Annotated in this window: 16 protein-coding genes; 13 read left to right on the top strand and 3 right to left on the bottom strand. The window is 66.8% G+C overall.

The window, feature by feature from the left end; translation table 11 throughout:
* Positions 1-47 precede the first annotated feature (47 nt).
* From tssF to ACJ7Z0_RS17035, 9 genes are read left to right on the top strand one after another with little or no spacing between them, the layout of a single operon-like run.
* Positions 48-1,919, top strand: a complete 1,872-nt coding sequence (tssF, locus tag ACJ7Z0_RS16995; RefSeq protein WP_434790750.1) for a type VI secretion system baseplate subunit TssF — start codon at positions 48-50, stop codon at positions 1,917-1,919.
* The gene (tssG, locus tag ACJ7Z0_RS17000; RefSeq protein ID WP_434790751.1) at positions 1,916-3,064 is read left to right on the top strand and encodes a type VI secretion system baseplate subunit TssG; all 1,149 of its coding nucleotides are present in this window, start codon (positions 1,916-1,918) and stop codon (positions 3,062-3,064) included. Before tssF ends, tssG begins: the two co-directional genes overlap by 4 nt.
* On the top strand, positions 3,061-5,802 hold the full coding sequence (tssH, locus tag ACJ7Z0_RS17005; RefSeq protein ID WP_434790752.1) for a type VI secretion system ATPase TssH: 2,742 nt from the start codon (positions 3,061-3,063) through the stop codon (positions 5,800-5,802). The genes tssG and tssH overlap by 4 nt, the downstream gene beginning before the upstream one ends.
* Before the next feature lie 20 nt (positions 5,803-5,822).
* Positions 5,823-8,207 carry a type VI secretion system Vgr family protein gene (locus ACJ7Z0_RS17010; protein ID WP_434790753.1) on the top strand — a complete coding sequence of 795 codons (2,385 nt, stop codon included), beginning with the start codon at positions 5,823-5,825 and terminating at the stop codon, positions 8,205-8,207.
* Positions 8,204-8,680 carry a hypothetical protein gene (locus ACJ7Z0_RS17015; RefSeq protein WP_434790754.1) on the top strand — a complete coding sequence of 159 codons (477 nt, stop codon included), beginning with the start codon at positions 8,204-8,206 and terminating at the stop codon, positions 8,678-8,680. The genes ACJ7Z0_RS17010 and ACJ7Z0_RS17015 overlap by 4 nt, the downstream gene beginning before the upstream one ends.
* 13 nt (positions 8,681-8,693) lie before the next feature.
* Complete coding sequence (locus tag ACJ7Z0_RS17020; RefSeq protein ID WP_434790755.1) at positions 8,694-11,312, top strand: DUF2169 domain-containing protein; 2,619 nt, start codon at positions 8,694-8,696, stop codon at positions 11,310-11,312.
* On the top strand, positions 11,309-12,361 hold the full coding sequence (locus ACJ7Z0_RS17025; protein ID WP_434790756.1) for a pentapeptide repeat-containing protein: 1,053 nt from the start codon (positions 11,309-11,311) through the stop codon (positions 12,359-12,361). The genes ACJ7Z0_RS17020 and ACJ7Z0_RS17025 overlap by 4 nt, the downstream gene beginning before the upstream one ends.
* Positions 12,362-12,407: 46 nt before the next feature.
* Positions 12,408-13,070 (top strand): DUF3540 domain-containing protein, encoded by a 663-nt coding sequence (locus tag ACJ7Z0_RS17030; protein WP_434790757.1) that lies wholly within the window; start codon positions 12,408-12,410, stop codon positions 13,068-13,070.
* Positions 13,071-13,083: 13 nt separating this feature from the next.
* Positions 13,084-13,464, top strand: coding sequence for a DUF4150 domain-containing protein (locus tag ACJ7Z0_RS17035; RefSeq protein ID WP_434790758.1), 381 nt, complete (start codon positions 13,084-13,086; stop codon positions 13,462-13,464).
* Between the two features lie 28 nt (positions 13,465-13,492).
* Here ACJ7Z0_RS17035 and ACJ7Z0_RS17040 read toward each other — a convergent pair whose 3' ends face one another.
* The 3 genes from ACJ7Z0_RS17040 to ACJ7Z0_RS17050 are packed head-to-tail and all read right to left on the bottom strand — an operon-like array spanning position 13,493 to position 16,614.
* Complete coding sequence (locus ACJ7Z0_RS17040; protein ID WP_434790759.1) at positions 13,493-14,305, bottom strand: PP2C family protein-serine/threonine phosphatase; 813 nt, start codon at positions 14,303-14,305, stop codon at positions 13,493-13,495.
* Positions 14,298-16,256, bottom strand: coding sequence for a type VI secretion system-associated FHA domain protein TagH (gene tagH / locus ACJ7Z0_RS17045; RefSeq protein WP_434790760.1), 1,959 nt, complete (start codon positions 16,254-16,256; stop codon positions 14,298-14,300). The genes ACJ7Z0_RS17040 and tagH overlap by 8 nt, the downstream gene beginning before the upstream one ends.
* A gap of 46 nt (positions 16,257-16,302) precedes the next feature.
* Positions 16,303-16,614, bottom strand: coding sequence for a TssQ family T6SS-associated lipoprotein (locus ACJ7Z0_RS17050; RefSeq protein WP_431125847.1), 312 nt, complete (start codon positions 16,612-16,614; stop codon positions 16,303-16,305).
* Positions 16,615-16,838: 224 nt separating this feature from the next.
* Here ACJ7Z0_RS17050 and tssJ point away from each other — a divergent pair, with 224 nt between their 5' ends.
* From tssJ to tssM, 4 genes are all read left to right on the top strand, one after another.
* Positions 16,839-17,354, top strand: coding sequence for a type VI secretion system lipoprotein TssJ (gene tssJ, locus ACJ7Z0_RS17055; RefSeq protein ID WP_431125845.1), 516 nt, complete (start codon positions 16,839-16,841; stop codon positions 17,352-17,354).
* A 246-nt stretch (positions 17,355-17,600) separates the two neighbouring features.
* On the top strand, positions 17,601-18,896 hold the full coding sequence (tssK, locus tag ACJ7Z0_RS17060) for a type VI secretion system baseplate subunit TssK (RefSeq protein WP_431132381.1): 1,296 nt from the start codon (positions 17,601-17,603) through the stop codon (positions 18,894-18,896).
* Between the two features lie 8 nt (positions 18,897-18,904).
* Positions 18,905-20,266, top strand: coding sequence for a DotU family type VI secretion system protein (locus ACJ7Z0_RS17065; RefSeq protein WP_434790761.1), 1,362 nt, complete (start codon positions 18,905-18,907; stop codon positions 20,264-20,266).
* Positions 20,266-23,901, top strand: coding sequence for a type VI secretion system membrane subunit TssM (tssM, locus tag ACJ7Z0_RS17070; RefSeq protein WP_434790762.1), 3,636 nt, complete (start codon positions 20,266-20,268; stop codon positions 23,899-23,901). Before ACJ7Z0_RS17065 ends, tssM begins: the two co-directional genes overlap by 1 nt.

The following is a 23,901-nucleotide window of genomic DNA, read 5'->3' on the forward strand; positions in this document are numbered from 1 at the left end:
GCCCTCTCCCAGAGGGAGAGGGAACAACAAGGAGGCCGGGGCCACTGATGGACGCACGGTTACTCGACTACTACAACCGCGAGCTCACCTACATGCACGAGCTCGGTGCCGAGTTCGCGCAGCGCTACCCGAAGATCGCGGGCCGGCTGGGCATGCGCGGCATCGAGGTCAGCGACCCGTACGTGGAGCGCCTGCTCGAAGGCTTCAGCTTTCTCACGGCGCGCATCCAGCTCAAGATGGACGCGGAGTTTCCGCGCTTCTCCCAGCGGCTGCTCGAGGTGGTGTACCCGAACTTTCTCGCGCCGCTGCCGGCCATGGGCGTGGTGCAGATCGACGGCAACCTCAATGAGGGTTCGCTGAAGGCCGGCTACGAACTGCCGCGCCACACCATCCTGCGCGGCCGCATGATCAAGGGCGAGCAGACGGCCTGCGAATTTCGCACCGGGCATGCGGTCACGCTGTGGCCCATCAAGATCACCGAGGCGAGCATCGGCCCCGTGCCGGCGGAAATCGCGCATGCGATGCCGGCCGTTGCGCGGCAGGCCAAGAGCGCGATCACCATCAAGCTCGAAGCCGTGGGCGGCGCCAGGTTTGCGGAGATGCCGCTCGACCGGCTCGAATTCTTTCTTTCGGGCGCCGAGCTGCACGCGCTGCGCGTGCTCGAACTGGCGGTGCACCACAACGTTGGCACCGTGTGCCGCAGCGGCCCCGGCAGCACCGCGCGTATCGTGCCGCTCGGCGACGAGGCCATTCGCCACGAAGGCTTCGATCCCGAGCAATCGCTGCTGCCCTACGACGCGCGTTCGTTCCAGGGCTACCGGCTGCTGCACGAGTACTTCGCCTTTCCGGACCGCTACCTGTTCTTCAGCGTGAAGAACCTGCGCGCGGCGGCCGCGGCCATGAGCGGCACCACGATGGAAATCGTGATCCTGCTCGACCGTGCCGACGGCGACCTGGAGCGGCTCGTCGATGCACGGCATTTCTCGCTCTTCTGCACGCCCATCATCAATCTGGTGCCGCGCCGCAGCGACCGCATTCCGGTCGGTCCCGGGCAGCACGAGCACCATGCGGTGATCGACCGCACGCGTCCGCGCGATTTCGAAATCTTCACTGTCGAGCGCGTCACGGGCCACATGAGCAGCGGCTCGGAAGAGCGCGAGTTCAGGCCCTTCCTGGGGTCGTTCGCGGCCGACGACGGCGACTTCGGTTCGTACTTCTCGCTGCGCCGCGAGCCGCGCCTGGTGTCCGACCGCGCCCGTGCGCAGGGCACCCGCACCAGCTACACCGGCAGCGAGGTGTACGTGTCGCTGGTCGACCAGCACGACGCGCCCTTCCCGCACAGCCTGCGGCACATCACGATCGATGCGCTGTGCACCAACCGCGACCTGCCGCTCTTGCTGCCCACGGGGCTGGAGTCCGACTTCACCTTGCGCGTGTCCGCACCCGTGCGCGCCGTGCGCATCTTGCGCGGGCCGTCGCGGCCGTATCCCGCGCTGGCGGAAGGCGCGCTCACCTGGCGCCTCATCAGCCATCTGGGGCTCAACTACCTGAGCCTGACCGACGTCGATGCGACGCAGGGCGCGGCTGCACTGCGCGAGATGCTCGACCTGTACGGCAACCTGGCCGACCCGGCGGTGCGCCGGCAGATCCAGGGCGTGCGCTCGATGGCGCTGGCGCCCGTGTTCCGCCGCCTGCCCGAACCCGGGCCCATCGTGTTCGGGCGCGGCGTGGAAATTGCGCTGAAGATCGACGAGGTCGCCTTCTCGGGTTCGAGCCCCTATCTTTTCGGTGCCGTGCTGGAGCAGTTTTTCAGCCGGCATGTGTCGCTCAACGCGTTCACCGAATTCGCGCTCTCCAGCCTGCAGCGCGGAGAAATCGCGCGCTGGATGCCGCGCATCGGACGCCGCCCCGCCGTATGAGCGCAATCGATGTCACCGGCGATTCGCCGGCGCTGCAAGCGGTGCCGGATGTGCCGGCCGCAATCAAGGCCTCCGCCCGGCGCGGCGTTCCAGAGGCCGACCCCGTCTTGTGGGCGGGCTTGGTCGACCAGCCTTTCGAGCATGACCTGTTCATGCTGCTGCGGCGGCTCGATGCGCAGGGCGGCCACCCGTTGCTGGGCCGCGCGCCGCGCCCGCTCGACGAGCCGCTGCGCCTCGGGCAGGAGCCCTCGATGGCGTTTGCGCCGTCGAATGTTTCGGGTGTGAATGTCGACGGCGACGGACCGCCGCGCATCTCCATCTACGGCTTCGGCCTGTTCGGCCCCAACGGGCCGCTGCCGCTGCACCTGACCGAGTACGCGCGCGAGCGCAAGCGGCATCACGGCGACGACACGCTGAGCGTATTCGCCGACCTGTTCCACCACCGGCTCATCCTGTTGTTCTACCGGGCCTGGGCCGACGCGCAGTCGGTCAACAGCCTGGACCGGCCCGACGGCCACCGCTTCGTCGACTATGTGGCGAGCCTCATGAACATGGGGCAGCCGGGCCTCAAGGAGCGCGACCGCATCGCGGACCACGCGCGCACCTTCATGGCCGGGCACCTGGTGCGCCAGACGCGCAACCCCGAGGGCCTGATCCAGATCCTCAAGCTGTACTTCGACGTGCCCGTGCGTGTCGAGGAATTCGTGAGCGACTGGGTGACGATCGATGAGCGGCAGGTGAGCCGCATCGGCCTCTTCGGGCGCAACCACCGGCTGGGTGGCGGCGCCACCATCGGCCTGGCCGTGCGCGATGCGCAGAGCAAGTTCCGGCTCGAGCTGGGGCCGCTCTCGCAGAGCCAGTTCCGCGATTTCCTGCCGGGCAGCAAGCGGCTCCAGCAGGTGCTCGATTGGGTGCGCCAGTACGTCGGCATCGAGTTTGCCTGGGAGCTCCGGCTCGTGCTGAAGAAGCAGGAAGCCCGCGGCATGCAACTGGGCAGCGACCACCGCCTGGGCTGGGGCAGCTGGCTCGGCACGCGCCTCTCGGACACCGACGCCGGCGACATGGTGTTCCAACCCGAAGCATTGTTTTCCCGTTCCGCATCGGCAGCTTCCGTGGCGGATGAAGTTTCTTCCATGGCCCTATGACCGATATTCGCCGCGTCTCTCTTTTCTCGAAACTGAACCCGATGCTCTACAAGGCATTGGAAACCGCCACCGCGTTCGCCAAGCTGCGCGGCAATGCCTATGTAGAGCTGGTGCACTGGCTGCACCAGATATTGCAGTTGCAGGACAGCGACCTGCTGCGCATCGTCAAGCGCGCGGGCCTCAACCTCGATGCGGTCGAGCAGGACCTAGTGCGCGCACTCGACCGCCTGCCGCACGGCGCCACCTCGATCAGCGACATCTCCGAGCATGTCGACAACGCCGTCGAACGCGCCTGGGTCTATGCAAGCCTGCGCTTCGAGGCCACCTCGATCCGCGGCGCCTACCTCTTCGCCGGCATCGTGAAGACGCCGGGTCTGCGGCAGGTGCTCTCGGGCATCTCGCGCGAGTTCGACAAGATCGTGCCTGACGTTCTCATCGCCCAGCTGCCCGCGTGGACCGAAGGTTCGCCCGAGGACGACTTCGATGCCGCGCCGCAGGGCCATGCCGGCGGCGGCCACGCGCCCGCAGCGGCGCACCAGGGCGATGGCGCCGCAGCTGGCGGCTCCGCGCTGGCCAAGTACGCGAGCGACCTGACAGCCAAGGCGCGCGCGGGCGAGCTCGATCCGGTCTATGGGCGCGACGACGAGATCCGCCAGATCATCGACATCCTGATGCGGCGCCGGCAGAACAATCCGCTGCTCACCGGCGAGGCGGGCGTGGGCAAGACGGCCGTGGTCGAGGGCCTGGCTTCGCGGCTCGCCGCGGGCGACGTGCCGCCCTCGCTCAAGGACGTATCTCTGTGGGTGCTCGACCCCACGTTGCTGCAGGCCGGCGCGGGCGTGAAGGGCGAGTTCGAGCAGCGCCTGCGCCAGGTGATCGACGAGGTCGAGAAGAGCCCCAAGCCCATCGTGCTGTTCGTCGACGAGGTGCACACGCTGGTCGGCGCGGGAGGCACCGCCGGCACGGGTGATGCGGCCAACCTGCTGAAGCCGGCTCTTGCGCGCGGGCGGCTGCGCACCATCGGCGCCACCACCTGGTCGGAGTACAAGAAGTACATCGAGAAGGACCCGGCGCTCACGCGGCGCTTCCAGACCATCCAGGTGCACGAGCCCACCGAGCCCAAGGCCGTGATCATGCTGCGCGGCATTTCGGCCGAGCTGGAAAAACACCACGGCGTGCTCATTCTCGATGCCGCGCTCGAAGCGGCCGTGAGCCTGTCGCATCGCTACATTCCCGCGCGGCAGTTGCCCGACAAGGCCGTGAGCCTGCTCGACACGGCATGCGCGCGCGTGGCCCTGAGCCAGCATGCGCTGCCCGCCGCCATCGAAGACCTGCAGCGCCGCATCGAGGTGCTGGGCATCGAGTCGGGCATTGCCGGGCGGGAGGCCGCGATCGGCGTGGGTGAGCACAAGCGCGTGGAAGACATCGCGGCCCAGGTGGCCGCGGCGCAGGCCGAACTCGATCTGCTGGAAAAGCGACGCGTAGAAGAGGCTGCGCTGGTCGAGCGCATCGTCGCGCTGCGCAAGCTGCTGTCGCCCGCCGCGGTGCCCGTGCAGGCCGTGGTTGAAGATGACGGCGACGAAGGGGCGGCAGACGCAGCGCCGTCCGCCATCGACACCGACCCGGACGCACCCGAGCGAACGCCCGCAGAGATTCGCGCCGAACTCGATGAGGCACAGGACAAGCTCGCGCAGCTGCAGGGCGAATCGCCGCTCATCCTTGCCGCCGTCGATGCGCAGGCTATTGCCACCGTGGTGGCCGACTGGACTGGCATTCCCATCGGCCGCATGGTGCGCGACGACGCGCAATCGGTGCTGCGGCTCGGCGAGATTCTCTCGGCCCGCGTGGTGGCCCAGCCCGATGCGCTGGAGACCATTTCGCGGCGCATCCGCACCGCACGCGCGAGGCTCGACAACCCGAACAAGCCGGTGGGCGTGTTCCTGCTGTGCGGCCCTTCGGGCGTGGGCAAGACGGAGACCGCGCTGGCGCTCTCAGAAGCGCTCTATGGCGGCGAACAGAACCTGGTCACCATCAACATGAGCGAGTTCCAGGAGTCGCACACTGTCTCCACACTCAAGGGCGCGCCGCCCGGCTACGTGGGCTACGGCGAAGGCGGGGTGCTGACCGAGGCGGTGCGCCGCAGGCCCTACAGCGTGGTGCTGCTCGACGAGATCGAGAAGGCCCATACCGACGTGCACGAGATCTTCTTCCAGGTGTTCGACAAGGGCTGGATGGAAGACGGCGAAGGCCGGCACATCGACTTCCGCAACACCGTGATCATCATGACTTCCAACGTCGGCACCGACCTGGTCATGCAATTGTGCGAAGACCCGACCCTGCGGCCCGACCCCGAACCGCTGGCGGCCGCATTGCGCGAACCGCTCCTCAAGGTGTTCGCACCGGCGCTGCTCGGCCGGCTGGTTGTAGTGCCTTATTACCCGTTGCAAGCCGATGCGTTGCATCGCATCATTCGCCTTCAGCTCGACCGCATTGCCGCTCGCCTCGAGGCGAACCATGGCATCGCCCTGGACTACGACGACAGCGCCGTCGAACTGGTGGCGCGCCGTTGCACCGCCATCGAGTCCGGCGGACGGATGATCGACGCGATCCTCACGCACACCATTCTTCCGCGGCTGAGCGAAGAGGTCATCGGCGCCACGGTCAGCGCGCGCAAGCTCGCCGGCGTGCGATTGCGCGCTGCGGACGACGACTTTCACTACGAATTTTCTGAACGCTGAGCGAAGAAAGGGAGTAAGCCATGGCCACCAGAGTCGTCAAAGCCCACACGCCACTGCCAGAAGACCAGCTGATGTTCCGCTCGATGCACGGCACCGAGGGCTTGTCGCAGCTCTTCGAGTTCGAGGTGGATCTGGTGAGCCCGAGCGTGTCGCTCGACATGAAGTCGGTGCTGGGAAAACCGCTCTCGCTCGAAATACTGACGTCCGGCGAGCCTCGCTTCCTCAATGGGCAGATCGTCCGTTTCACGATGGTCGGCAAGGAGGGGGGCACTTCGCGCTACGTGCTGTACCGCGCCACCGTGCGGCCCTGGCTGTGGTATCTGACGCGCACCAGCGACTGCAAGATCTTCCAGAACAAGTCGGTCGTGGACATCCTCGAGGAAGTGTTTGCCGACTACAACTTTGCGTTCGAGAAGAAGCTCAGCGGAACCTACCGCCAGTGGGAATACTGCGTGCAGTACCAGGAGACCGATTTCGCTTTCGTGAGCCGGTTGATGGAGCACGAGGGCATTTACTACTACTTCAAGCACGACAAGAACCAGCACACGCTGGTGCTCGCCGATGACATCGGCGCACATGAAACCCTGCCGGCCTACCCGAAGATCAGCTATCTCGCGGCCGACCGCGACCCCGATCCGTTCCAGGAGGTGATCGACCAGTGGCAGGTGACCGAGGAAATCCGCCCCGGCACCTACGTGGTGGACGACTACGACTTCAAGAAGTCGAAGGCCGACCTCATGGGCATGCGCAGCCAGCCGCGTGGAAATCCTCACGATACCTACGAGATCTACGAATGGCTGGGCGGCTTCAGCGAGGCCGAGCAGGGCGAGCACTACTCGCGCATCCGGCTCGAAGAAGCGCAGTCGCAGGCCGAGCGTGACATCGGCCATTGCAGCGTGCGCGGAATGGCGCCGGGCTATCGCTTCACGATGCAGAACTGTCCACGGCAGGACGACAACCGCGAATACCTGATCGTCTCGGTGGCCTACGCGCTGCGCGAAGGCGGCTACGAGAGCGGTGCGGCCGACAGCCAGTACAGCTTCAGCTTTGCGGTGCAGCCGACCTCGTATGCGTTCCGCCCGCCGCGCGTGACGCCGATGACCAAAACCAACGGACCGCAGACCGCCACCGTCGTGGGCAAGGCGGGCCAGGAGTATTGGGTCGACCAATATGGTCGCGTGAAGGTGCAGTTCCGTTGGGACCGCTATGGCAAGAGCGACGAGAACAGCTCCTGTTGGGTGCGCGTCTCCAGTGCCTGGGCAGGCTCGAACTACGGCGCCGTCAATCATCCGCGCAAGGGCCAGGAAGTGATCGTCGACTTCATCGGCGGCCATCCCGACCGGCCCATCATCATCGGCCGCGTCTACAACTCCGACCAGATGCCGCCGCTGGAGTTGCCGGCGAAGGTGACCGTGAGCGGTTTCGTGAGCCGCAGCCAGGACGGCACGCCGGCGAATGCCAACGAGTTCATCCTGGACGATGCGCCGGGTTGCGAGCTGGTGCGGATTCACGCCGAGAAGGATTTCGAACTCGATGTGGAAGCGGACGAGAGGGACACTATCGCCGGCGATCGCACCACAGTGATCGAGGGCGCCGACGACTACACGACCAACACCTCGCTCACCGAGACGATCAACGGCCCGCATACCGTGACGGTCAACGAGGGTGGACCGCAGAACATCACCGTCAATGGCGGGCCGCAGAACGTCAAGATCAAAGGTGGCAACCAGGATGTCTACGTCGATGGCGACCAGATCATTCACGTGACCGGTAGTCGCACAGACACGGTGGACAGCGGCGAGACCCGGACGATAACCGGCGGTTTGACCGAAGACATAACGGGACGTCAGAAAACGACGATTTCCGCAGCATATGAAGAAACCTCAGGAACCAAAAATGTTTCGGTCAGCAAAGGAAACGAAGACTATTGGGTGAGTGGAGACAGCGTTCGGATTGTTGGAGGCAAGTCAAATCTGTATTCGGTCGGGACGGTTCAGGTCGACACCGTCGGCGGCATCAATCTCTTTGCGAACTCAGGCGACGTCAACGTAACGACGCCGAACCAGTTCAACGTCAATGCCAACACGATCAGCTTGCACTCCGACCACAAGGACGTCAGCTACACGAACTCGCTGCACACGCACGCGGGCAGCACGATCACGACCGAGGCCGACCTTTCGATCACCTCGAAGACGCTCTTCTCGTTCGCCATCAGCTACGTGAACTCCTTCACTTACGCGTCGCTGTCCGAAACCGTCAACGCCGTCAGCCTCAACGTCGGCGGCGCCGCCTTCGACTGGAAGGTATACAGGCTGTCGAACCAGGCGCTCAACCACGGTAATGGCGCCAAGATCAAGATCGGGCCGTTCAAGGTCATGATCAAGGGCTTGTTCCTCTGCACATGACCGGCGCCGCATCGCTGTCCCTGCTGATGAAATGGTTGGGGGCGGTCCTGTTCGCTGTGGGCGTCGTGCCGATGGTGGTGTTCGCCGGCGGCATGAGCGTGCGCCAGATGGGAGTGTGCATCGCCCTGATGCTGGTCGGGTCCTTCCTCCTGTGCGGTGGATGGGACCTCTTTCAGCTCTCGCGCCGCGAGGCGGCGAGTAACACGCTCGACGGACGGGCGGACGGTGTGATCGTGGCGAGCGAGATGGGCGGCAGCTACAGCGATCGCAGTCCCCTGATCACGTTCACCGTGGCGTTCCGGGATGCGGCCGGCGTCCAGCACAGCGCACGACTGCACAAGGTCGTGCCACTCAACGAGCTCACCCTGTACGGCATCGGTTGCACGGTCGATGTCCGCTATGCGCCGGACCGTCCGTCACAAACCGCCGTGATCTTTCCGGCCGCCGCATCCCGTTCCTCTTCTTCTTCCTGATCGATCACCGCCGTTGAAAATCGTCAAGCCATTCCGACTCAGCCTGCTGACGCGCCCCTACCGCTGGAAGGGCAGCAACCATCTGGGCATCGCCTCGCTCGCCCTGGTCAGCCTGAAGGCAGACCCGCAACTGCAGCCTGAACAGGAGCTCTGGCAGATGGTGAGCGAGGTGCTCGACCCCGGCAGTGTGCTGGACCTGGGCATGCCCAAGGCCGAGGCCGAGGTGCTGGCCAGCGGCTTTGCCTACACCTGCCACCAGGCGGAGAAGTCGCAGTGCGCGGTGCGCTTGCGGGTGGAAACGCTCGAGAAGTCGCTGCTGGTGTCCGGCGATCGCTACTGGCTTGACGGGCGATCGACGGCCCCCGTGCCCTTCGAGCAGATGCCGCTGGACTGGCGGCACACCTACGGCGGGCCCGGGTTCGCGCAGAACCCATTGGGCATCGGTGCGCAGGACGAGGTCGTCAACGGCGTGCACACGCGCCGGCTGCCCAACGTCGAACAGGCCTCCCATCGCCTCACCGACCGCGAGCGGCGCGGCGCGCCGGCGGCGCTCTGTGCCTATCTGCCGGACTGGCCGCAGCGCATGGCGCACATGGGCCGCCAGTACGACAACGCATGGCTGGAGAACGGCTACCCTGGTTTCGCCGACGACATGGACTGGCGCTTCTTCAATTCGGCGCCGGAGGACCAGCGCTGGCCCGGACTCAGCACGCTGCCGCCGGGCGCGGCATACGAACTGTGGAACATGCATCCGCAAATTCCTGTCATGCAGGGGCATCTTCCCGACTGGAGCGCGGCCTGCCACGTCAGCTTCTCGGACGATGTCCAGACGCTCAGGGCGGTGCCGCTGCACTTGAGCACCGCATGGTTCTTCCCCGATCGCGAGCGCGTGATCCTGATCTGGCACGGTTCGACAGGCGTGCGCGAGGACGACGCCGCCGACGTCAAGCACATCATGCCGGTGCTCGAGCTGCGGGACGCGCCGCGGCCGCCAGCGCACTACCGCGAGGTTCTTCTCAAGCGCATCGACCCGGAAAAAGCCGCGGTGCATGTGCTGCGCGACAGCGACCTCGTGCCCCGGTCAATCCTCGGAGACTGGCGGCAGATGCAACTGGCCGACACGATGGCCGAGCCACTGCCGCGCAACATGCGCGCCGGCCTGTTGCGCGACCACGAAGCGCGCCGTGCGGACCTGCTGGCGCGGGGGCTCGACCCCGCCCAGTACCTGGAGGCGCCCTGGGAGCCCGAACCGGTTCCGGACTTCGACGATCTGCCCGAATACCTCGAGCGCGCCGAAGCCTCGGCGGTGGAGACACGGGATCGGCTACAGAAGGAGTCCGAGCGCATCGAGGCCGAGCGGGACGCCTTGCCGGACGGTGCTGCCGGGTCGGCGGCGCGCGCGCAGCCAGTGGTGCCCGATCCGCAACAGATCCAGCGCGAGATGAAGCCGGGTGACCGCTACGACCAGACGAGCCCGGGCAACAGCGACCCTGAAACCGAAGCCGACAGCGCCGACGAGACGGACGCACCGGCGGTGCCCGCCGATCCGTTGATGCGCCTCGGATACCTGCACTCGGCACATTTCGGCGGCGCGGCACCCGCAATGCCGAGCTTCCGAAGTGCCAAGCTGCGCCGGCGGCTGTCGGTGGCCGAACCCGGGCAGCGCACGTTCGCGCACATGAGCCTGATCGGCGCCGATCTGTCCGGCATGGACCTGCGGGGCGCCGATTTCTCGCAAGCCATGTTGACGGACGCGAACCTGAGCGGCGCGCAGCTCGACGACTGCAATTTTTCGCAGGCGGTTCTTGCGCGTGCCAACTTCACGGATGCGAGCCTCGCCCGCGCCAGGCTGGACGAGGCCAACATCGGCGGTGCCCGCTTCGATCGTGCCAACCTTGAGGGCGCGAGCTTGCGGGAGGTGCATGCCGACCAGGCGCAGTTCGTGGACTGCCGCATGGCTGGCATCCGCATGGACCAGGTGCAACTGCACGAAGCGTCGTTCGCGCGCTGCGACTTCCGCGGCTCGCAATGGCGCCAGATGGCCCTGCTGCAGATGACGCTCGAAGATCTGCACTTCGACCAGGCCGAGATGCTGCAGGTAGTCTGGATCGAATGCCAGCTGCGCCGCGTGTCCTTTGCCGGTGCGAAGCTGTCGCGCTGCGGATTTGTGGCGGTCGCGTTCGACAGCGCGGCGGATTTTTCCGATGCGACGCTGGACGCCTGCAGCGTGGTGCAAGGCAGCTCGCTGTCTGGTGTGCGGTTCAACGGTGCAAGGTTGAAGCAATGCGGCATGCGCGGCATGCCGCTGGTGGCGGCGGACCTGAGCGGGGCGCGCCTAGAGACCTGCGATTTTTCCGAGTGCGACTTCAGCGACGCGAAGCTCGATGGCCTTTCGGCCGGCGAGAGCCTGTTCGTGCGCGCCGACTTCACGCGCGCCTCCTTGCGCGCCGCCAGCTTCATCGATGCGAACCTGTCGAAGGCTGTGCTCACCCATTGCGATCTGCGCGGTGCGAATCTCTTCCGCACCGATGTCTCGCAGGCCCTCATCGACGGCACCACGCTGCTGGACGGCGCTTACACCCGGCATGCCAAGGTATGGCCGGCGCGCCCCGCGGACACACCGGCACCATGACGCGCGACGAACTGCTCGACCATGTGCGACACGGCGTCCAGGTCCGGGGCGTCGAGTGCCGCGGCTGGGATCTTCGCGGCCTCGATCTGTCGGGCGCGCTCTGGGACAACGTCGACTTCACGGGCGCCAACTTCCAGGGCGCGCACTTGGCAGGCAGCGTGATCTCGCATTGCCGGATGGGCGAATGCGATTTCTCGGACGGCATCGCCGGCAAGGCGCAGTTCTACCGGTGCCGGTTCGAGCGAGCCGATTTCTCTCGGGTCACGCTCGAAGAGGCATCGTTCGTCGAATCGCACCTGCAGCGGGCCGATCTGTCCGGCGCCAACCTCGACCGCGCGACCTTCTTCCGCTCGGACCTTACGCAGACCCGGCTCGCCATGCTGCGCATGGACCGGGCCACGGTGGCTGAGTCAAAGCTCGCGCAAACTGATTTCACCGGCGCTGTGCTGAGCTTCGTCACCATGTACAAACTCGACCTCACGACCGCGGCCTTCGCCGATATGCAGGCCGACAGCGTGGTGTTTCTGGAGTGCGACCTCACGCGCCAGGTCTTCGCGGGCCTGACGCTGCAGCGATGCCAGTTTACCGACAGCAGGCTGGATGGGGCCGACTTCCGCAATGCCACGCTGACGCAGAGCAACTTCAAGGGCGCGTCGCTGCGTAATGCGGACTTCTCTGGCGTGGCGGCGGCGCAGACGATCTTTGCCGAAGCTGATCTGGGCGAAGCGAACTGCAGGCGCGGCCGTTTCGAGCAGTCGATCTGGGTCGATGCGAAGCTGCAGGACACGGCGTTCGAGGATGCCTTTCTGCCGCTGAGCGTGTTCCATCGCGCGCGCGCGAACCGAGCGGTCTTCCGTCGTGCCGAGTTGCAGGATGCCGATTTTTCGTACGCGGACCTCAGCGATGCTGACATGAGTGGCGCGCACTTTTTTCGTACGCGCTTTCATCGAGCCATTCAGCAGGGGACCCGCTTTTCCGCACGCGGTGGCATCATTGAAAACGACCCCGAACTGCACAAGGCGCAAGCCTGGTCCGGCGACTCCGCGTGAGTGGCAGGGCTCTGCGCAACCGATCAACGCCAAGAAGGGAATCATCATGAAAGTCGTTCCACTCCGCTCGGCCCCGGCCGAATCGACGCCGGTCCATTTCATCGGACGGCTGACGGCCCACATGCCCGATGGGCAGTTGGGGGTCGAAGACGACGAGGGTGTCGTGTGGATGTGCCGGCGCGCGGCGAGCTGCCTGCTCAAGCCGGAGCAGGGCGACACGGTGCTCCTGTCGGGGCCGGACCGGTTCCGGGTCTACCTGATCGCGGTGATCGAACAGGCCGACCCTGCCACGAGCCGCATTGATGCACCGGGCGACATCACGCTCGGCAGCCCCAGGGGCACGGTGTCGATCGAGAGCGCGGGCAATCTCAGCCTGCGAAGCGGCGCGACTCTGGAAATGAAAAGCACGCAATGGGCCGTGCAAGCCGACGAAGGAAATTGCCGCGTGGACCAGTTGCATGTCACGGCCCAGTCCGTGGATGCGACGGTGGGCCGGACGCGACTGGTCGGCAAGGTGCTGGAGACCGTCACCGACCGTATCGTGCAGATGGCGCGCAATGCGTTGCGTCTGGTGGAGGAAGTCGACCAGTCCCGTGTCGGCCACCTGGACTGCAAGGCCACGCAGACGGTGCGCATCCACGGCCAGCACACGATGGTGACCGGCAAGGAACTGGTGAAGGTCGACGCCTCGCAGATCCACATGGGCTGATACGGAGTCAACGATGTTTGCAAACTGCCAACTGATGGGCATGGACCTGGCCTTCCCGGATGTCTGCCGCACTCCGGTGCCTATTCCCTTTCCAAACATGGCCCTCGGGCCGATGGCCGTACCGAACGCCTGGAATATCCTCTTCATGGCGATGCCGGCCCACAACATGGCGACCACCACGCCCATCACGCTGGGCGACCAGCCCGGGGCGTTGGGCGGTGTGGTGTCGCAGACCTTCATGCAGCAATCGCGTCACCTCACCGGTGCGTTCACAGTGCTGCTCAAGGGCACGCCGGCCACCCGGGTGACCAGCATCACGCTGCAGAACCGCTGCAACATGGTGGGCATGCGCATCGTGCCGAGCCAGTTCAAGGTGCTGATGCTCGCAGCTTGAAAAAGCCTAGCTCCGGCGCAGGCCGGAGTCAGGCGGATGGGCGCGGCACAGCCGTCCCCGCCAGCGTCACCTGCTGCGGAAACCCCACCCACACCGCCAGCGCCGAGTAGTTGTCGCGCGATTCGTCGGCCTTGGCTTCGGCCGCGCGGCGCAGCAGCGCGAGCCACTCTTCGGCGCTGTCGGCCAGCTGCAGCGATCGCTCCATCACCTGCTGCGAGATGAGCTGCCAGAGGCCGTCGGTGCACAGCAGGAATGCATCGCCGTCGGCGAGCCGTTGAGGCGTCGCCACGGTGGTCTCCGCCGTGGCGCGCGCGCCGAGGGCGCGGTACAGCAGGTTGGTTTTTACCAGGCGCTCGCCCCCGTTGGCACCGTTGCCCAGCGCGGCTTCGCCGGAGCGCTCCGACAGGCTGTGGTCTTCGGTGCGCTGCATCAGCGCGCCGCGGCGGAACCAGTAGAGGCGGCTGTCGCCCACGTGGGCCCAGCAGGCCTGGCCGCTGGTGCGGTCCACGAACAGCGAGACGATGGTCGCGCTCATCCGGCTCTGGTCGGCGAGCTCCCGCTGCTTGGCAAGAATGGCGTCGTTGGCGGCCTTCACGGCCTGCTGGATGTCGTGTTGCGCCACCGACGGGTTGTCGACGAAGGTGTTGAGCGCGGTATCGACCGCGATGCGCGCGGCCAGCTCGCCGCCCGCGTTGCCGCCGACGCCGTCGCTCACGACGAAGCAGGCGTTGTATTCGTCCAGGTGGTAGCCGATGGCGTCCTGGTTGCCGCTGCGTTCGCCCACGCAGGAGAACTGCGACGTCGAAATGGGAACCGCGAAAGCACGGGTGGTTTCAAGCACGGCGTGCCTCCTTCAAGCGGTCCATCTCCTTGTCGTAGGCCTGTTGGAAGGCCCGGCCAAAGACGGCCTGAAAATCGTCCTCGACCGCGGCCGTCGTTTCCGCATGCAGCTTCTGCAGCTGGCGCCACAAACGCGCCTCGCGGCCGCCGGGCAGCAGCTTCTCGCCCAGTCCGCCGTCGTGCGGCGTGGCGGTGTTCAGCGCCGTGGGATCGAAGCGCTTCAGCACCGTGAGCAGCGCCGCGCGCATGCCGGCCACCATGCCGAGCTGATGCGACTGCAGGTCGGCGAGCGCGTCGTGCACGGCGGCTTCGGGCGACAGGAAGCCGGGCATGCGCGCGCCGAACATCTGCATCAGCACGGCGCGGCCGTTGGGAAGAATCTTGAACGGGTTGTTTTCCTCGTCGACGATCATCGTGATCTCGGCGCGCACTTCGCGCTTGAGCATGGCGCGCGACGAGAGCAGTTCGATGGTGCCGTCGGTGAACGCGCGCATGAGCCGGCCGAGGCGCCGCATGGCCTCGGTGTCCAGCGGCTGATGGCCGGCCACGTCGGGAACGCCGGCGCCTTCGAGAAAAGCCTTGAAGAGCTCGTCCGGCGAGGCGTCCGATGATGATGGCGACGCAGATGGCGCCACGGTGGCAAGCGGCGGGGCCGCGGCAGGCTTGGGTGCCGGTGCGGCCGGTTCAGGCGCCGTGGGCTTCGCAGGCGGTGCGGTCTCCATGCGAACGTCCGTGGCCGGCGCCAAGGCGGGAGGGCTCACGGGCTCGACAGGCGCCGATGCTGCTGGTGGCGGTGGCGGTGGCGGTGGCGGTGGCGGTGGCGGTGGCGCCGCCGGTTCTGGCGGCGCGGGCACCTCTGCCTTCACCGGCTTCGCAACAGCCGGCGGATCGAAGGCCACGGGGGTCGGCGGCCTGAACTGCGCCGACACTTCGCGCGCATGGTTCGCATGGCTGGGCCCTTGCTGCACGGCCGGCTTGGCGAGCAGGTCGAGTGCGGGATGCACGTTACCGAGCGGGTCTTCGTGGGTCAGCGCGGTGGGACGCGGATCCGAAAGCGGCGAAGGTGCGTTGCTGTCGGCGGCAAAGAAAGAGAGCGGGTCCACGCCACGCTTCAGCGTCACGTCGGACATGTCGTTGGCTGCCCGCGGGTTCAGTTCGGCCAGCGGATCGACCGGATTCCTGCGCGCCTGCGATGGCAGCTCGAAAGGCTCGTGCGCCATCGGGTCGGGCATGGGCTCGGCCGCGCTCTGTTCGCGGCGCGGCGCGTTCGCGAGGATGGCGTCCCAATCGGCGGCGGAGGGAATCTGCGAAGCCGCCGGACGAACGCTGGCCGGCGATGGCGATGGCGATGGCGATGGCGATGGCACCGGTGCTGGCGGCGGAGCGAACACGGGCTTCGCAACGGGCGGTGGTTCCGATGCTGGCGGCGGCATGGCCACGGTGGCGGGCTGTGCCTCGCCGATGGGCAGCGCGCCCGCGCCGAAGAGATCGGAGAACACATCGGACACCGGCGCGGCCGGCAGCAACGTGTCCATGGACGCTGGTGCCGTCGCATTCGCGGGTACGGGAACATCGCGCACGGGCGCGATGGGCGGTGGTGGCGCCGCGGCCGGCATCGGCACTGCGGCCGCAACGCGATGCCCGCTTGCCGCTTCCAGCACGTAGCTTCCGATGGTCACGCGGTCGCCGTCGGCCACCGGCGATTCCTGCTCGTGCTGCAGCGTGCGTCCGTTGACGCCGATGGGAAGCACCGCGCTCATGTTGCGCAGCACCGCCACACCCTTGTCGTCGAAGCGCACGGTGGCCTGCAGGCGCGAGATCTGGCGCTGCTCGTCGGGCAGCACCAGGTGGTTGTCGGGGCTGCGTCCGATCGTTCCGCCGGGCGCCGCGAGAAGGGCCGAAGGCCCCGAGGCCACCGGCCTGCCGGCATGTTCGATCACCGTCCAACGCATGGCATCTCCGTGTTCATGTCGAGCCGCGGCTCACCGCCTGCGGCGTTCAACGCTTCATTCGCTTGGCTGCCTCGAACGCCGGGCCCCAGACCGGGTGCTTGCGCTCGGCAACGCTCAGGTCGAAGTTGGGAAACGCATCGAGAAGCTTGCGAAATTGCGTGCGGCATTCGGGCACCTGGTTGGCCACGCAATAGCTGAACGCCTCGAGCTTCATGGCGTCGAGCCGCGTGCCAGGCTCTGCTGCGTCGAATACCGACACGCCGCCGCTCTTGAGCGTGGTGACGGCCTTGGCGTAATCGCCTTCGTCATAGGCCTGCTGCGCGCGTTCGAGCGTGGTGCGCGCCACTTGCTGGCTCAATCGTTCGGGTTGCGGCGGCTCGGGCGGGGGCGTGGTCGTGCAACCAGCCACCAAAAATAACGTGAACGCCAAAGCAGGCAGACATGATTTCAATCTTCTCTCCTACCTCGCAAAAGGCAATGCTTGAGATAGTGTGCCGCTGTCATTGCGACAGGCACACGATGCGACGCGGTTCGTGCGCACGACTTCGATAATATAGGCCGCGAACCTCTGGGGAAGATCTCATGCATCGACGAACCTTGCTTCAAGGCGCACTTGCAACCGTACCGTTGTTTGGTGGCCTCAGTGGATGCGCATCGACAGCGAAGTCATTGCCCACACCTTACGCCGTCACCATTCGCATCGACGATGGCGTCAACCCCGACGGACGCGGCCAGCCGGCGCCGATTCTCGTCAAGGTCTTCGAGCTGAAATCTTCCGGTAACTTCGAGACGGCAGACTACTTTGCACTACAGGACCGCGATCGCGAAACGCTTTCGACGGAACTCGTGAACGCCGACCAGGCCATCATGCGCAGCGGCGAAGAGCGCGTCTTCAAGCGAGAGGCGGGGCTCGACTCGCGCGCCATCGGCATCATCGCCGGCTACCGCAAGCTCGAGGCCTCGCGCTGGCGCATCGTGCTGCCGCTCAAGGAACCGAAGCAAACCAACCTGTACAAGGTGTGGCAGTTTTCGCCGAGCGAACAAGGCGTGCGCATCGCCATTCGAAAGACAGGCATCGAGTTACTACCAACTCGTTAACTTTCATGCTTTTAGTAATGCTTAAGTGCGAGTAGTCGCGAACGAAATTCGGTGCAAAACGTAAGAGGCGCCGTGTAGCATCAAGAGAAAAAAATCGATCAATCGGGAGACGTCGAAAGACGCATCTCGCCGCTTCAGTGTGGGCACTCCCCAGGAGGTTCTTTGGTGACAGTTCGCAATCCGGGCGCCGGCAGGCAGGGCGTCCATCCGCAGGCGTTGGCGAATCGCGTGGTGTGGTCCGAAGGCATGTACCTGCGGCCCCAGCATTTCCAGCAGCTGGAGCGCTATGTCGAGCAGTACGTCACGCGCCGTACCGCGGGCCTGCAAGGCGCCTACTGGGGATGGCTTCACCTGGACATCGACCGCGATGCCTACGCACTCGGCCGCGTGTCGCTGCTCGGCGGCGCGGGCGTGCTGCCCGATGGCACGCCGTTCTCGTTCGGCGCCGAAGATGCGCCGCCGCCTTATGAAGTGCCGAGCGACCTGACCGACGAACTCATCGTGCTCGCGCTGCCGCTGCGCCGCACCGGCAGCGAAGAAATCATCTTCTCGGACGACGAAGGCTCGGCCGCGCGTTTTGGCGTGATCGAGCGCGAGGTGGCCGATGGCAACGCAGTGGCGCTCGGCCCCGCGGTGCTGCAGCTTGCGAAGCCGCGCCTGCGCCTGGCGCGTGCGTCGTCTCTCACGGCGGAGTGGCAGGCGATTGGCGCGGTGCGCGTGATCGAGCGCCGCACCGACCACAAGCTGGTGATCGACGCCAACTACATTCCGCCGGTGCTCGATGCGTCGGCGCACGCCATGCTGCGCAGCATGATCGCCGAGCTGCACGGGCTGCTCACGCAGCGTTCGGAGGCGCTGGCCTCGCGCCTCTCGCAGCCCGGGCGCGGCGGCGTGAGCGAGGTCTCCGACTTTCTTCTGCTCGAACTGGTGAACCGCTATCTCGCAACCACGTGGCATGCCCAGCAGGCGGTGCAGGTGCATCCGGAACATCTGTTCGTCGACTGGCTCAAGCTCGCCTGCCATCTCGCCACGCACACCTCGCCCACGCGGCGGCCCGTGGTGTGGCCGGTGTACGACCACGACAACCTCAACGAGAGCATCCGCCCGCTGATGGAAGAACTGCGGCGATCGCTCTCGGCGGTGCTCGAGCAGAGCGCCATCGCCATTGAGCTCGAAGAGCGCAGCCACGGCGTGCGCGTGGGACGCATGCCCGATCCGGTGCTGGTGCGCAATGCGGGCTTCGTGCTGGCGGTGCATGCCGACCTGCCGGCCGACGCGATCCAGCAGCGCTTTCCGACGCAGGTCAAGATCGGCTCGGTCGAGCGCATTCGCGACCTGGTGCAACTGCAGCTGCCCGGCGTGACGGTGCGGCCGCTGCCGGTGGCGCCGCGGCAGATTCCATACAACGCGGGCTATCACTATTTCGAACTCGACAAGAGCGGCGACATGTGGCGCCAGCTCGAAAAATCGGGCGGCGTTGCAATGCACCTGGCCGGCGACTTCCCGGGGCTGGCCATGGAGTTCTGGGCAATTCGTCCGTGAGGGACCCTATGAACGGTGTCAACGACATGGCCGTCGGTCCGGGAGGCTTCGTGCCGCCGAACCCGGGCGGCAGCGGCAACAGCGATCACGCGGGCGTACCGCCGGCGTCGCGCGGCCTCGGCCAGCAACCCCAGTCATTCACCGCATGGCACGACGCGCGCCGTCCGCATGCGGGCGACACGGCGCTGGCGGGCAACAACCCGCTGGTTGCCGCGGCCAACCCGCTGCTCGACCTGATCCCGCAGATCCGCGCCACCGGCCACCACGATGCGCCCGCGCAATTGCGCGAGCACCTGGTCGACGAGGTGAGGCGCTTCGAAACGCGCGCGCAGCAAAGCGGCATTGCGCCCGAGGTGATCATCGGCGCGCGCTACTGCCTGTGCACCGCGGTCGATGAAGCCGCCGCGCTCACGCCCTGGGGCGGCAGCATCTGGTCGTCGCAGAGCCTGCTCGTGATGTTCCACAACGAGACCTGGGGCGGCGAGAAATTCTTCCAGCTGCTGTCGCGCCTGGTGCAGAACCCGCAGCAGCATCTGCAGCTCATCGAGCTCATCTATTTCTGCCTGGCGATGGGTTTCGAAGGGCGCTTCCGGGTCATCGACAACGGCCGCACGCAGCTCGAAACGCTCAAGCAGCGGCTGCTGCAGATCATCCGCCAGACGCGCGGAGAAATTGCCGTGCCGCTGTCGCCGCACTGGCAGGACGCGAGTGCGCCGGTGCGCCGCACGCGCAACTGGCTGCCGCTGTGGGCCGTGGGCGCGGTGGCGGCGGTGCTGCTGGTGCTGGTGTTCGGCGTGCTCACGTTCAGCCTGGCCGGCCGCTCGGATGGTGCGTTCGCGGCCGTGAATGCGGTGCGCCTGCCGCAGACCGCGCGCGCCGTGGCGCAACCCGCGCCGCAGCCGCGGCTGCAGCGCTTTCTCGAACCCGAAATCCGCGACGGCCTGCTGACGGTGCGCGACGAGGCCGACCGCAGCGTGGTGGTGCTGCGCGGCGACGGCCTGTTCGCATCGGGCTCTGACCGCGTGCTCGACCGCTATGCGCCCGTGCTCGCGCGCGTGGCCGATGCGCTCAACGCCGTGGAAGGCAACGTGCTGGTCAGCGGCTTCAGCGACGACCAGCCGATTCGCAGCGTGCGCTTCCCGTCCAACTGGCAGCTCTCGCAGGCGCGCGCCGATGCGGTCAAGAAAATGATCGCCACGCGCGTCACACGGCCCGAGCGCCTGCGCGCCGAAGGCCGCGGCGATGCCGACCCCCTGGCGCCCAACGATTCACCGGCCAACCGCGCGCGCAACCGGCGGGTCGAGGTGACGCTGCTGGTGGCACCCGTGGCCGGCGCCGCAGCCGCAGCGCCGCAGGGAGGAGCCCGCTGATGCTGCGCGCGATTTTCCGTTTCCTCGTGAGCCGCGACCTGTGGGTTTTTCTCGGCCTCTTGGCCGTCGCGTTCCTGATCTGGGTCATCGGTCCCGTCATCGCGGTGGGCCGCTACCGGCCGTTCGAAAGCGAGTTCGTCCGCATCGTCGTGATCGCGCTGATGTTCGCGATCTGGATCGCGCGGGTGCTCTACCGCAAATGGCGCGAGCGGCGCCTCAATGCCCAACTGCTCAACCAGCTGCGCACGCCGTCCGCGAAGGAGAAGGCCGCCAAGCCCGAAGACGCGCCCGAGATCAAGGAGCTGCAAAGCGGCTTCACCGACGCCACCGCCATCCTGAAGAACATGCGATTCGGTACGGGCGCCGAAGGCAAGGCCGCGGGCCGCTTCGCGGTGTTCGACCGGCAGTACCTGTACCAGCTGCCCTGGTACATCTTCATCGGTGCGCCGGGCTCGGGCAAGACCACGGCGCTGGTCAACTCCGACCTCGACTTTCCGCTGGCCGACCAACTCGGCAAGGCCGCGGTGCGCGGCATCGGCGGCACGCGCAACTGCGACTGGTGGTTTACCAACGAGGCGGTGCTGATCGACACCGCGGGGCGCTACACCACGCACGAGAGCAACCGCGAAACCGACGAGAGCGAGTGGAAGGGCTTTCTCGACCTCTTGAAGAAGTTCAGGCCGCGCCAGCCGATCAACGGCGCGATCCTCACCATCAGCATTGCCGACCTGCCGCTGGCCGACGACGCACAGCGCGCGCGCCACGCCATGGCGCTGCGCAAGCGGCTGCTCGAACTGCGCAACGGCCTGGGCATCAACTTTCCGGTGTACGTGCTGGTCACCAAGACCGACTTGCTGGCCGGTTTCAACGAGTACTTCGGCTCGCTGGGCCGCGCCGAGCGCTCGCAGGTCTGGGGCTTTACCTTTCCGATCGACGCCAACCCGGCGGACCCGGCCAAGGCCGACCTGCGCGAGCGCTTCCACCAGGAATACAAGCTGCTGCACCAGCGCCTGGACGAGCGCCTGCCCGAGCTGCTGGCGGCCGAGCCCGACCAGATGCGCCGCGCGCAGGCCTACCTGCTGCCGCAGCAGTTCGCGAGCTTCGAGGACATCCTCGGCACCTTCCTGGCCGACGTGTTCAACCCCTCGAAGTTCGAGGTGGCGCCCATGCTGCGGGGCGTGTACTTCACGAGCGGCACGCAGGAGGGCACGGCCTTCGATCGCGTGATGGGCGCCATCAAGCGCTACCTGCAGGTCAACGCGCCGCCCGCGCCGCCGCCGGGCCCGGGCAAGAGCTACTTCCTCAAGGAGCTGCTGCAGCAGGTGATCTTCCGCGACGCGGGCGTGGCCGGCACCAACCTGCGCTGGTACCGGCGCAAGCGGGCCATCGACCTGGCGGGCTACAGCCTCATCGGACTGCTGCTGGTGGTGCTGCTGGGTGCCGGCATCAACAGCTGGCGCAACAACCGCGACTACGTGGCCGAGGTCGACAACAACGCCAAGGCCTTCAACAAGGCCGCGGCGCGCGGCGAGCTGCCGACGGTGGTCGATTCGAACAGCGACATCGCGACCTCCTTGCCGGTGCTCGACCGCCTGCGCGACCTGCCCAAGTCGGGCCAGTTCGACATCGGCGATCCGCCCGTCGGCTACCGCTTCGGGCTCTACCAGGGCGAGAAGCTCCAGGCCGCGACCGATGGCGTCTACCAGCGCGCGCTCGAGAGCGTGCTGCTGCCGCAGGCCGCGCAGCGCGTGGAGCAGGCGCTGCGCGAGGCCTCGAAGACCGATGCCGAATACAGCTACGAGGCGCTCAAGGCCTACCTCATGCTGTATGACGCGGAGCGCTACGACGCCGACTTCCTGCAGGCCTGGCTGCTCACCGACGTGGACCGCAAGATCGGCGCCTCGCTCACGCGCGAGCAGCGTACCAACCTCGAGACGCACCTGCAGGCGCTGTTCGCGGGGCGCGTGGTGACCTCGCCGTTTGCCAAGGACGACCGGCTCGTGACCGAGACGCGCGGCCGGCTGGCCGGCGTGCCGTTGGCGCAGCGCTCCTATGCGCGGCTGCGGCGCATCCTGCTGCAGACCAGCCCGCCCAACGCCTTCAGCATTGCGGAGGCGGCGGGGGCCGAGTCCGCGCTGGTCATCAAGCGCGCCAGCGGCAAGCCGCTGACCGACGGCATTCCGACGCTGTTCACCTACCGCGGCTACTGGGATATCTTCGACAAGCGCATGGCGGAAACCACGCTCGCGCTCGAGCAGGAAGACCGCTGGGTGCTGCAGATCCGCGCGCCGGGCATCACCGACATCACCTCGCGCGAGCTGCTGCTGCGCGAGGTGCGGCGGCTCTATCTCACCGACTACATCCGCATCTGGGACGAGTACCTGACCGACGTTCGCCTGGCCGACAGCCGCTCGCTGCTGCAGAGCATCCAGATGACGCGCGTGCTCTCGACCTCGGAGTCGCCGATGTCGCGCCTCATTCGCGGCGCCGCGCGCGAGACCGACCTGCTGCGCAACCACGACGAGGCCGCGCGCAGCCTGCTCGACCAGGCGCAGAACCGTGTGGCCAGCACGCGCGAGCGCATCGAGCAGCTCATCGGCCAGCCCGACGGCAGCCAGCGCCGCAACACCGCGCCGGACCGGCCCGAGTCGCTGGTGGACAACCACTTTGCGCCGCTTCGCCGCATGGTCACCGCGCCCAAGGCCGGCGGGCAGGCACCCATCGACGCCACGGCCGCGCTCATCAACGAGCTCTACACCTTTCTCACGGCCACCGACACGGCACTGCGCAGCGGCAACATCCCGCCTTCGAGCGATGCGGTGACCAAGGTGCAGGCCGAGGCGGGCCGTCTGCCGGTGCCGTTCCAGGGCATGCTGAACGACCTCTCGGCCACCGCGTCGTCCAAGGCAGCGGCCGTGACGCGGCAGAACATCGGGCAGAGTGCGGCCGCCACCATCGGGCAGTTCTGCAACCAGGCCATCGCGGGGCGCTATCCGTTCTCCCGCGGCTCCAACCGCGACGTGGCGGCCGGCGACTTTGCGCAGCTGTTCGCACCGGGCGGCATGATGGACGACTTCTTCCAGAAGAACCTGGCCTCGCAGGTCGACACCTCCGTCAACCCGTGGGCCTTCAAGCGCAGCGTCGACGGCAGCTCGCAGGGCCGCTCGGCCTACCTCGATTCGTTCCAGAAGGCGCAGGCAATCCGCGACGTGTTCTTCATGGGCATGGCGGGCGGCCGCACGCCGTCGTTCAGCATCGACATCCGGCCCGAGGACATGGACGCCGCCATCAGCCAGTTCACGCTCGACATCGACGGCCAGACGGTGCGCTATGCGCACGGCCCGCAGGCGCCCAGCACCGTCAAGTGGCCCGGCCCGCGCAACAGCAACCAGGTGCGGCTGCAGGTCACCACCGCCAATGGCACACCGGCCGGTGGCATCGTGACCGAAGGGCCGTGGGCGCTGCACCGGCTGTTCGACAAGGCGTCTGTCTCGGCGGGCAACTCGCCCGAATCGTTCAACGCCACCTTCGACCTGCAGGGCAAGAAGGTGGTGCTGGCGGTGACTGCGAACAGCGTCTACAACCCGCTGCGCCTGTCGCAGATGAATGGCTTCTCTTGTCCCGGAAAGTCCTGA

The sequence above is a fragment of the Variovorax palleresanus genome (genome assembly GCF_051144945.1).
Lineage (GTDB): Bacteria > Pseudomonadota > Gammaproteobacteria > Burkholderiales > Burkholderiaceae_C > Variovorax > Variovorax paradoxus_S.